Here is a 9917-nt window from a genome sequence, read left to right on the forward strand (position 1 = left end):
CAATGGTAGTAAGCTGTTCCATGACTTCCCCTCCTGTTCAGATTGAACAACGACACCTCAATCTTGGCACTCGATGCCGTGCGACTTCAACACCGCGTCGGGACGGGGAAGTCCCTTACATTTGAAAAAGTCCTCTTGAAGCATGCGCCTCATCGGCGAATGATGACGACGGCGTCTCCGTGTCGCATTGCGGCCACTCCGCGAAGAAGCCGGAACAGCCAGTCGCCACCCGAAGCGGTCTAGGTCAGCTACAGTGATGTCAGCATCGTCAAAGCCATCGCGCCCGGTGCCCAATTCATGCAGAGAAATTTCGTCAATAACGTATTGGTGTCGAGATCGGTTTTCCCGTCGCCGATGCGAAAACTATCTGTGCGCAGCAAAACCCACTTTTTCCCATGTAATGCTTTCTAGTTGGAAATATGCGGTGATACTGGCAATGGCAACGTACAAACAAAACCACAACCTCTGCCAATCTCTCTGAAGATGCGTAAAAAGGCAATTGAAACGCTGCAGCTCAAAGAAGGGCAAAGCTGTCTTTAGTGATACATGAAATACTGTAGTCAACAGCACCCGCTAACTCGTCCATGCCAAGCGAAACACCCCTGGAAACACCTACACCAAGCCAGTCTTCCCGCTCCGGCTCGGAATCACTTTCGCCCTTCCTTCCGTTAAAGCGTCCTGTGTTCCGCATGTTATGGAGCGTATGGATGGCTGCCAACATCTCGATGTGGATGAATGACGTCGCGTCGGCGTGGATGATGACATCCATGACTGCCTCACCAATATGGGTAGCGCTCGTCCAAACGGCGTCCACACTGCCCGTATTCCTGCTCGGATTGCCTAGCGGGGCATTTGCAGACATCCTCGACCGGCGTCGCTATTTCATTGCCACTCAATTCTGGGTTGCCGTGGTGGCTGTCATTCTGTTCGCTGCCGTTCTGACCGGATTGATGAACCCTTGGTTGCTGCTGGCATTGACGTTTGCCAATGGCATTGGCCTCGCCATGCGCTGGCCAGTATTTGCGGCTATCGTTCCGGACCTGGTTCCGCGCTCGGAACTGCCGGCCGCACTTGCGCTCAACGGCATCGCCATGAACGCATCGCGCATCATCGGTCCCCTTATCGCGGGAGCAATCATTGCCACCGCCGGAAGTGCCTACGTGTTCCTTCTCAATGCCGCGATGTCTTTGGTGTGCGGATTCGTCATCATGCAATGGCGCTACCAGCGTGTGCCGAGTACGCTGGAACGCGAACGACTGTTAAGTGCAATGCGGGTCGGAATTCAGTTCGTACGACAGTCGTCCCGGCTGAAAGCCGTTTTGCTGAGAATTTTCCTGTTCTTTTTTCATTCGACGGCGTTACTTGCATTATTACCGCTTGTCGCGCGTGGGTTGCACGGCGGCGATGCAGGCACCTTCACTGTTCTTCTTGCATCGATGGGCTCAGGCGCAATTGTCGCGGCAATGTTCCTGCCGCGCTTGCGACGACTAATGTCCCGTGACGCGCTGGTGGTCCGCGGCACGATACTGCAATCGGTTGCGACACTGATAGTCGCGTTTGCACCAAATACCTATATTGCCGTCGCAGCGATGTTCTTTGCAGGCACCGCATGGATCACTACTGCCAATTCACTCAGTGTATCTGCCCAGTTAGGCTTGCCGGATTGGGTACGTGCACGCGGTATGTCGATGTACCAGATGGCGATCATGGGGGCCAGTGCCAGCGGTGCTGCCGTGTGGGGGCAGGTCGCGACATGGCAGACTGTCCAGATCAGCCTGGCGATTGCCGCGGTAACGGGGACGGTGGCCATGCTGGCCGCGCAACGATTCACGGCGGACCGGGATATTGAAGAGGACTTGACGCCTTCTAAGGAATTCAAAGCGCCAATCATGGATTTGCCGATTCAAAGAAGCAACGTCGTGGTCACGATCGAGTATCTGATCGATGCCCGGCATGCAACCGAATTTGAGCAACTGATGCTGGAAAGCCGCCGTAGCCGTCTGCGACAAGGTGCTTTAAAGTGGGACCTTTTGCATGACATCGCGCAGCCCGGTCGTTATATAGAGCAGATCGTAGACGAATCCTGGACTGAACATCTGCGCCGCTTCGATCGAGTTACGGCATCAGACGTCGCACTGCGCGAACGAAAGCTGGCGTTTCATATCGGCGAGAACGCACCTTTGGTGACGCGTTACTTTGTTAAAGGCGACTGACATAGAAACCTCTCTTTTACGCAAGGCCGGCTTATCGACCAGATAAAAACACTTCAAGTTGCGACCCTGACCTGGTTTGCGCTGAACCCGTCAACAGTGGCGTACGTCATGCATGCGCATGGATGGGGAGGTGAGTTTCTTCAGAGCTCAGCTTCAAGCCTTGTCAGAATCCTGGTGCGGGCACTTCCGGGATAGGATTGCGCAGACTCAGATTAAGCATGTTCCAGCCCTTGATTGCAGCGACAGCGTAGCCGAGCTCAACGATCTCGGTTTCAGAAAAATATTCACGCACCCGCTCATACTCCTCGTTGCTGGCATCGCTATGCGGCTGATTGTTGACAATTTCCACCCAACGCAATGCCGCCCGCTCGCGCTCGCTGAAGAACGGCGCCTCGCGCCATACAGTGACGGCATTCAGATGACGGGGCTCGACACCTTGGCGGATCAAATCGCGCCAGTGCATATCGACGCAAAAACCGCAGCCGTTGATTTGCGAAATGCGCAGGTTGATTAGTTCAACCAGCCGTTCGCCAAGTGAACTTTGCTTGACCGAAACGGACAAGTTTATCAAGGCCTTGAGATTGGCGGGCGCCTGCTTGAACAGCGAAATCCGGACAGCTTGTGACATGACAATCCTTTTGTTCGTTAAGTGTGACGACGCCCAATGCGCCGTCCTCAATTACTAGACGACTGGCGGTGCGGTGTTGTGACATCCCGACGGACAAAACAGTGTGCCTTATCACGTACGTAGGCAGTCGGTGCGGCGTATGGCAATGGTGTTGTCCTAGTGCTCACATGACGCCTGATAAACAGCCGTTGTGAATCCCTGAATAAGCACTTCCGATGTTGCGTGGGAAATATGTATATCTCGATAACACTGCTATATTCGAAATTTTCGAATATAGGAACGCAAACTTTCCGCTTTTTTAACTCTAGTCACGGCGCCATAATAGCTCCGTCGGCATCATTCGTGGAGCACAGAGCAGCAAGCGCCCCTGAAGTAAGAATCGAAATTTTCGTAAATAGCCGCAGAACATAAAGGAGTACATCATGCTGGAAATCCGTAAAAGCACAGAACGTGGAGCAGCAAGTTTTGGGTGGCTTCAGTCCCGCCATACATTTTCCTTTGGAGAGTATTTCGATCCGAAGCAATCCGGTTTTGGCCCGCTGCTTGTCATTAATGAAGATCGCGTTCAACCTGCTGAAGGCTTCGGCACCCACGGTCACCGTAATATGGAGATCATTTCCTATGTCCTCGATGGAGCGCTGGAACATAAGGACAGCATGGGCAATGGTTCGGTCCTGCGTTACGGCGATGTCCAGCGCATGAGCGCGGGCTCAGGCGTGCGGCATAGCGAATATAACCATTCGGCTTCGGACAGCGTGCATTTTCTGCAGATTTGGATTGAGCCGAATGTACAGGGAACAGAACCTACGTACGAAGAAAAGCATTTCGACACAGGATCGAAACAAGGAAAGTTGCGTCTGATCGTCTCGCCTGACGGCCGCGATGGCTCCGTGTCGATCCTTCAGGATGCTTCGCTATATGCATCGCTTCTAAACGGCGATGACAAGATCGAACACCGCCTTGCTGCAGGTCGCAGTGCCTATGTGCACGTGATCCGTGGTCGGCTCGAGGTCAATGGTGTTGTACTGGGCGGTGGCGACGGACTTAAGCTCAGCAATGAAAGTCTGGTGACCTTGTCAGGCGCCGAAGCCGCCGAAGTACTCTTGTTTGACCTGCCGTACGGAACGCCCTAACCAACGCATCTGGAGCGATATGCTCCAGATGCGTCGGGATACCGGCTACGCACAGAATAAACTTGCGGTGCCTCCCCGGTACGCTGTTACAAATATGAATGACATCGCGTAGTTCCTGAAAAGTTAAAAGAAATTATCGAAAGGAAGACAAATGGAAATCAGAGTCCACAAAGGTCAAGGCAAGCTTCAGCACGTTATCGAAATCGGTCCTCATAGCTTGTTGACGGATGCACCCAAGGTGTATGGCGGCGAAGAGACCGGACCTGAACCACATGATCTGCTGGCGGCGGCCTTGGGCGCCTGCACGGCGTTGACAGTAAAAATGTATGCCCAACGCAAAAATATGGACTTGCAGGATATCGAGGTTCGCATCGCGCATGGACAACATGATGGAGCGTACCAGTTGACCCGTCACATCCGCTATATAGGCAATCTTAGCGACGAAGACAAGCAGCACCTAACTGATATCGCGAATAAGTGCCCGGTCCATAAAACCTTGTCCGGCGAAATACGGATTGTTAACGAGTTGGAATAGGCAAGGCGGCTTTCGGCAGATACCAGGCGCCGGCATGTTTGCTGGTTGCTTTAACAGAAGAACAGACGATGGATAAGAAACACGGCCTACGCTCTCTCACCCATGCTTTGCGCAGGCTGCACCAGACACTGGTCGAGGTGGCGCGTCGCGACCATGAAAAAGAATGGGGAGCAGTCGCACCGGGAGAGTTGCTGCAACTCCTGACCAAGCATCCGGGTTTTGAGTGGCTCCGCATGCTCAGCCAGTTGATGGCATCCATCGATGAATTGATTGACCAGGACCACGTTGGAAACGAAGAGATGCACACCGCATACACGCAGACCAGGACACTGATCCTAAACCCTGACAACGTGTCTTCGCCATTCCCCGATCGCTACCGCGACATTCTCCAGAAACAGCCGCTCGTGGTGATGGAGCATGCCGCCGTACGTCGACAATTGGAACACATTCGCAGCACCTTTGGCCTTGTGAAGTGAATGCATGGAGAACTCTGTCCTCAAGCGAGCAGCCTGCCAAACACTGTAGACCGTTTAAGCAAATGGGGGGTGATGACGATCAGCATCCCGGTGCTAGCATGGCGAAGCATTCAGGAGTGGCATACTGCCGGGCACGTGCCAGCCACCACTTGAGCGCTTCCCCTTCCTCTCCCGTACGCCACGCAACGGAAAAGGTTTCATCTGCTCTGGGTTCTTCCACTTCCTTCATGATCAGTGCCCCGTTGGACAGCGCTTCGCGCACATAGCATTCTGGTAAAAAGCCAAATCCAAGACCAGCCAGCTGCAGGAAATATTTAGTCCGCATGTCCGGCACCGCGAGGGTGTCTTGCCCCAGTAACAGGCCTACGGTGCGTGCTGGGGTCTGCCGAACGGAATCAGCCACCGAGATAGCGCGATAGGGACGCAGGTCTTCCTTCGTCAAAGGACGTTTGATTGATGCCAGCGGATGGGATGGGGCAACTGCAAATATGAAGCGGACTGTGCCGAGGATTTCACTCTTATATCCGCCACCGGACGGGCCTTCGCCAGCAGCGCCAATCAACAGGTCGACCCGACGGTCAAGCAGCGCCTCCCAGCTTCCTGACAATACTTCCTGGACGATTTTCAACCGCGTCTGGTCAGCTATTTCGTAAAAAGCCTGGATGTCGTCTTGCAGTGCCACTGGCGACAACATGGAGTCCATGCCAATCGCAAATTCTGTTTCCCAGCCGGAGGCGACACGTCGTACCCGCATCTCCAGGTCACTCGCAGCACGCAGTAAATGCCGCCCTTCCTTAAGCAACTCCTTACCCGCCGGCGTCAGTACCACCTTAGGTCCGGACCGTTCGAACAAGGCCACACCGAGATCTTCTTCCAGCTTGCCCACCGTATAGGAGATGGTAGACGGCACGCGAAAGATCTCCTTGCCGGCCGCGGAAAAAGAGCCGAGCCTGTCAATGGCATCAATGATTTGAAGGGCTTCGAGTGTAAGTTTGAGCATGGCTATCTGCAGACATCCCTGCCGGTGTCATAGGTGGACCGATAACGGATGTATGCCCTTCTGTTTAAAGTTAAATGTCGATGAGGCAGTGCGACGCAGACGTTCACAGCCAGTTTGCCAAGTATCCTGTCGAGCGGATCCTCATCTTTTTGTAACGATGATTCAACAATTTTTACTACGGCGCTGGTCACCTGCTATTAAACCTTTCGCCAGGCACAAGTATAAGGGGCGCATTAGGGCAAGGCCAGCGCATACCTCTCCGAATTTGTCTACATCAGGCCTTTCGTTCCCTCTCCCATCCCAGATTGCCGCCGTTGAGCTCATTATCAGCGCCCGCTGGCGACGTCCCTAAGCGGGCATCGGACTTTCCAAAAGGAGACACCCATCAGCCAGCCCCTGTCAAGCGTGAGTGAGAAGACGGATGGACTGCAGCGGGTGGTCGACTGGAAGAATCAATCGCGTGTTCCCGCAGCCTTGAGAATCGTGACTACGTCAGGGTTCAAAGGCTTGTCAGAATATCCGCTAGCATAGTGTAGGGGAGTTAAACCGGCATTACTCTTACGATTGACGTCCGCCCCTGCAGCGATTAATGCCTCCACCGCAAGAACATGCCCCTTTACCGCTGCGCCCATCAAGGGAGTATTCCCGCCTGCGTCTTGGTGGTCAATGGCCGCTCCTGCAGCGATTAACGCCCAGATGACTTCGACATTTCCATTATCAAACGCTGCGAAATCCAAGGCAGTATTACCGGAGATGGGACCGCCGCGTGCCTCTACGTGCACATTTACCTTGGCGTCAATCAGTTCATTGACTGCATGAAGGTGACCATTCCGTGCGGCCCACTGCAAGGCGGTCAGTCCGTCGCCGCCACGCGCATTCACGTCTGAGCCATCCGCAATCGCCCTCTTGAGCTTGTCCATGTCATCGGACGCTGCCGCTTCCGTCAATTCCGTGTGCGGTCTTGAGCGCTCCCACTGATTAAAGCCCCAATACCATAACCCCGGGGCAACCGCGATACTAACGATTAACGCTAGTGCAAGTAGTGCATAGTGCCAGCGGCGGCGTCTGGTTCCCGCCATGAGCCGCGAGGCTTCCGGTTGCGGCGGTGTGGGAGGCCTCAGACCTTCAGTGGCGTCCGAAGACACCTCTGCCGCTTCGGGGGCAGGCGGCGAATTGCTAATTGAAGGGACTGCCTCGGGCGTTTGTTCGACAGCCTGCGTAGGCATCCTGCCATGGTGGAAGCGGATCTTGCTCGCTTCTCTATAAACGACGCGGCGGTATACAGCAGAATCAGAATCTCCAATCTTTCATTTTTGCAATTGCCTTTTTTCCGTTCCACACCGCACCCGATAACCTGTGCTCACAGCCAACGACAGCTTTTCGGCGTCATGGACTCATCCCGAATGACCAGAATTGGTGCACGCAGTAGTAGGTTGGTCACGCACCACCGGCGAGTATAGGCAACTTTCCGGACCGTGGCGTCAAGGTCTCGTAATGGAGCTATCGACCTTTACCTGCCGGTCGGCGTTTCAGAAGGCGGACGCTCAACGTTTCAGTTCATCGGCGCGTTCCCAGTCAGCCACCGCCGCTTGCGCGTGCTACTTCACAGATGTGGCAACAGTGATGTGTCGCAAAGTCGCGGCCCAGAAAGCAAGCGCTAGTAAGCTAACTCCAGCACCAAGGAAGCAAACGCCAGGCCAGCCAGTGGCGGCGTAGACAGCTGTAGTCGCCAGAGCGCCCAGCCCACTGCCGGCTGCGTAGAACAGCATGTAGACGCCTACCACTCGACTATGTCCATCCGGATGGGATCGGAAGATCATGCTCTGGTTTGTGACGTGAATTGCCTGCCCCCCGAGATCAAGTAGCACTATGCCAATGACGAGCGCCCAAAGTGACGTACCCAGCAAGGACAATGGTATCCAGGCGACCAATAGCAGCGCAAGTGCAGCAAACGTGGTGGGTTGCTCAAACCCCTGGTCTGCCCAGCGGCCGGCGCGTGCGGCGGCCAGAGCACCGACGGCACCTACCAGACCGAAGGCACCAATTGCCGTGTGTGAAAATGAATACGGCGGTACGCTTAGCGGCAACACCATGGCGCTCCAGAAGATGTTGAAAGCGGCGAACATAAGGAGCGCCAGCACGCCGCGGACCTGCAGGACGCGGTCTTGCCGCAGCAGCAGGAACATTGAGCCAATCAAGCGCAGATAACTCATCCGATGCGGCGGTCTCGCAAGGCGTGGCAGTCCTGACCATAGCAGCGTGGCAAGCATCAGCATCGTCACCGCCGAGCAGAAGTAGACGGTGCGCCAGCCTGCGATATCACTAATGCCGCCGGCCATCACGCGGGCAAGTAGTAACCCGAGAAACACGCCACCTTGCGCTGCGCCTACTACCCGTCCCCGCTCATTCTCTGATGCGGCACTGGCAGCATAGGCTATAAGGCCTTGGGTCATTGCTGTCCCGAGCGCTCCGACCAGAAACATGGACGCAAGCAACATGGCAGGCGACCGGGCTAGTCCAACGCAGACCAGTACGGTCGTCAGCAGAAGTACCTGCACAAGCATCAGCCACCGCCGCTCGAGAAGATCGCCAAGGGGAACGAGCAACACCAGCGCAAGAGCGCATCCTACCTGAGTGGCGGTGACCACCCCGCCGATCGCAGCCTGAGGAATGGAGAAATCTGCAGCCAGGGCGTCGAGAAGGGGCTGCGCGTAATACACATTGGCGACACTGAGTCCGCTCGCGCATGCAAACAGGAGCATGGCACCGCGGGTCATCGTGGAGGGTAAAGCCATGTTGGCGGGGGCAGTCGTATTTCCGGCTTGCATGAATGACCTTCCTAATTCGGTTGCAAAACAAAACCAGTTGAAGAGTAGGTGATTTGGTTTTAAAATGCAACCACTTTCCACAACTGGTACCGGAAGATGAACAGCCTCAAGAATATGAGCGCGCAACCCTGCCCGGTCGCCCGCTCAGTTGATGTCATCGGTGACCGCTGGAGTCTGCTTGTGGTGCGTGACGCATTCGATGGCGTGCGCAGGTTCAGTGACTTCCAACGAAGCCTCGGGGTTGCGCGCAACATCCTGTCCGACCGACTCCGTCGGCTGGTGGATGCAGGAATCCTGGCAATTCAGCCTGCGTCAAATGGCAGCGCCTATCAGGAATATGTCCTTACTAAACAAGGCGAGGCCTTGTTCCCGCTTGTCGTAGCGCTTCGTCAATGGGGCGAACGGCATTTATTCGCAGAGGATGAACTCCACTCTGAGCTGGTCGAAAAGAGAACGGGTAAGCCCTTGCATTTCATGGCTCCCCGGGCGATTGATAACCATGAACTGTCTCCTGATGAGACCGAGGTGCGGAAGTTATCCTAAATGCGGGGCTCTTGCCTTCCGCTGGACCGTTCTATTACGCGCCCCAAATCAGTGTGCGAGGGCCAATGTCGGCTTCGGAGTGCCGTGCAAGGATGTCAAGAGGAAGCTAATGGCCGAACCCTGCAGTAAATCCGTCATGGACTGCCGGCGGCTATAGTTTACTTTCCGGACGGTGGAGTCCACGACTCTAAGTGTCGCTGTCGACCCACTGCTGACGGTCGCCCTTCTCCAGAGCCGACGTTCACCTACTGAGCATTCAGTAAATAAATGACAGAAAAACGTCTTGATACTTGCTACCCCACCCTGCGCCGGGCACCCCTGCTTAAAGGAGGAGGCAGAACTCCTTCCCCTTGGCAGAGGGAAGGTTGGGATGGGGGTTGAGTGTGTCAAGTATCTAGTGTGGCGTCCCGCAAGTAACTTTATATAAGTTGAGGTGTCTATTGGCTATGCTGCTGAAACAGGAGTATGGCCATGGAACGCGGACGTCCAAAGAAAGCGGAGATCACACTATCGGAGCAGGAACATGCCGACTTGCAAGTGTTAGCACGCTCGCGTTCCTTG

10 protein-coding genes are annotated in these 9917 nt (G+C 55.0%); 5 read left to right on the plus strand and 5 right to left on the minus strand.

Annotated features, from left to right (window positions below):
* Positions 1-514: 514 nt before the first annotated feature.
* Positions 515-769, minus strand: a complete 255-nt coding sequence (locus tag ACFQUU_RS28720) for a hypothetical protein (protein ID WP_382252013.1) — start codon at positions 767-769, stop codon at positions 515-517.
* On the opposite strand from ACFQUU_RS28720, the gene ACFQUU_RS28725 reads away from it, so the two are divergent.
* Positions 690-2213 carry an MFS transporter gene (locus tag ACFQUU_RS28725; protein ID WP_382252012.1) on the plus strand — a complete coding sequence of 508 codons (1524 nt, stop codon included), beginning with the start codon at positions 690-692 and terminating at the stop codon, positions 2211-2213. The two genes, ACFQUU_RS28720 and ACFQUU_RS28725, sit on opposite strands and share 80 nt — an antisense overlap.
* A 163-nt stretch (positions 2214-2376) precedes the next feature.
* Here the strand turns inward: ACFQUU_RS28725 and ACFQUU_RS28730 are convergent, their stop codons facing one another.
* Positions 2377-2841, minus strand: a complete 465-nt coding sequence (locus ACFQUU_RS28730) for a carboxymuconolactone decarboxylase family protein (protein WP_382252001.1) — start codon at positions 2839-2841, stop codon at positions 2377-2379.
* A 422-nt stretch (positions 2842-3263) separates the two neighbouring features.
* Here ACFQUU_RS28730 and ACFQUU_RS28735 point away from each other — a divergent pair, with 422 nt between their 5' ends.
* The 3 genes from ACFQUU_RS28735 (at position 3264) to ACFQUU_RS28745 (ending at position 4985) form a co-directional block, all read left to right on the plus strand.
* Positions 3264-3974 carry a pirin family protein gene (locus tag ACFQUU_RS28735; protein WP_382252002.1) on the plus strand — a complete coding sequence of 237 codons (711 nt, stop codon included), beginning with the start codon at positions 3264-3266 and terminating at the stop codon, positions 3972-3974.
* A gap of 151 nt (positions 3975-4125) precedes the next feature.
* Positions 4126-4509, plus strand: a complete 384-nt coding sequence (locus ACFQUU_RS28740; RefSeq protein ID WP_382252003.1) for an OsmC family protein — start codon at positions 4126-4128, stop codon at positions 4507-4509.
* A 68-nt stretch (positions 4510-4577) separates the two neighbouring features.
* A complete protein-coding gene (locus ACFQUU_RS28745) occupies positions 4578-4985 on the plus strand; it encodes a hypothetical protein (RefSeq protein WP_382252005.1) in 408 nt (135 codons plus the stop codon).
* A 79-nt stretch (positions 4986-5064) separates the two neighbouring features.
* Here ACFQUU_RS28745 and ACFQUU_RS28750 read toward each other — a convergent pair whose 3' ends face one another.
* The 3 genes from ACFQUU_RS28750 to ACFQUU_RS28760 form a co-directional block, all read right to left on the minus strand.
* On the minus strand, positions 5065-5985 hold the full coding sequence (locus tag ACFQUU_RS28750; protein WP_382252006.1) for a LysR substrate-binding domain-containing protein: 921 nt from the start codon (positions 5983-5985) through the stop codon (positions 5065-5067).
* A 452-nt stretch (positions 5986-6437) separates the two neighbouring features.
* On the minus strand, positions 6438-7064 hold the full coding sequence (locus tag ACFQUU_RS28755) for an ankyrin repeat domain-containing protein (protein WP_382252008.1): 627 nt from the start codon (positions 7062-7064) through the stop codon (positions 6438-6440).
* 519 nt (positions 7065-7583) lie between these two features.
* Positions 7584-8813 (minus strand): MFS transporter, encoded by a 1230-nt coding sequence (locus tag ACFQUU_RS28760; protein ID WP_382252010.1) that lies wholly within the window; start codon positions 8811-8813, stop codon positions 7584-7586.
* Positions 8814-8909: 96 nt separating this feature from the next.
* Between ACFQUU_RS28760 and ACFQUU_RS28765 the strand changes: the two genes are divergently transcribed.
* Positions 8910-9356 carry a winged helix-turn-helix transcriptional regulator gene (locus ACFQUU_RS28765; protein ID WP_382252011.1) on the plus strand — a complete coding sequence of 149 codons (447 nt, stop codon included), beginning with the start codon at positions 8910-8912 and terminating at the stop codon, positions 9354-9356.
* Positions 9357-9917 lie beyond the last annotated feature (561 nt).

The sequence above is a fragment of the Herbaspirillum sp. GCM10030257 genome (assembly GCF_042666555.1).
Lineage (GTDB): Bacteria > Pseudomonadota > Gammaproteobacteria > Burkholderiales > Burkholderiaceae_D > Noviherbaspirillum.